Source organism: Candidatus Pelagibacter communis, assembly GCF_001179965.1.
GTDB lineage: Bacteria > Pseudomonadota > Alphaproteobacteria > Pelagibacterales > Pelagibacteraceae > Pelagibacter.
The window spans coordinates 1-645 of sequence record NZ_CVSH01000042.1 but is presented as its reverse complement, the minus strand read 5'-3'; the positions used below and the strand labels follow the sequence as shown (position 1 = coordinate 645).

Annotated in this window: 1 protein-coding gene; it reads left to right on the top strand. The window is 28.2% G+C overall.

Features of this window, described 5'->3' with window-relative positions; genetic code table 11:
- Nucleotides 1-401 (top strand): FAD-dependent thymidylate synthase (locus AMN73_RS01840; protein WP_179850070.1); only part of this gene is annotated, 401 nt, incomplete at its 5' end.
- Between the last annotated feature and the right edge of the window lie 244 nt (nt 402-645).

Sequence of the window (645 nt, the reverse complement as noted above, 5' to 3'; positions counted from 1 at the left end):
AAAAATACGATGGCACAAAAATTGATGAAAATAAAACTGGACTAGCTAGAGAACTAGCAAGAATGAATTTAACTTTAAATACATATACCCAATGGTATTGGAAAACCGATTTATTAAATTTAATGAATTTTTTAAGGTTAAGAGTAGATCATCACGCTCAATATGAAATTCGAGCGTACGCAGATGTTATGTTGGACTCTCTTAAAAGATGGGTTCCCATTACTTTTGATGCATTTATGGATTATAGAGTTGGAGGAACCGAGGTTTCCTCAAAAGGCAAAAGTGTAATAAGTAAATTAATAAATAATAAAAAAATTACCATTGATGAGTCGGGACTTTCAAAAAGGGAATGGAACGAATTAATGATCGCTTTCGATATGACAGATAAAATAGTTAATTAATTTTTTTACAGAATTTTAAAAAAATCTGGTTTAAAAATATTGAAAAGTAAAAACTCATAAATAAAACTGAAGGGGTTAAGTATCTTGTATTTCCAAGCCAACAACCAACTCCAAAAAAATATATACAAGAGAGAATAAGAAATATATTCAATTTTAGATCTAGCACTCTAAATGAGAGATAAAAGCCTAGTACAGTAATGAAAAAAAAAATAAGCGTTATTATTATTCTTAATTTAAGCCAGAA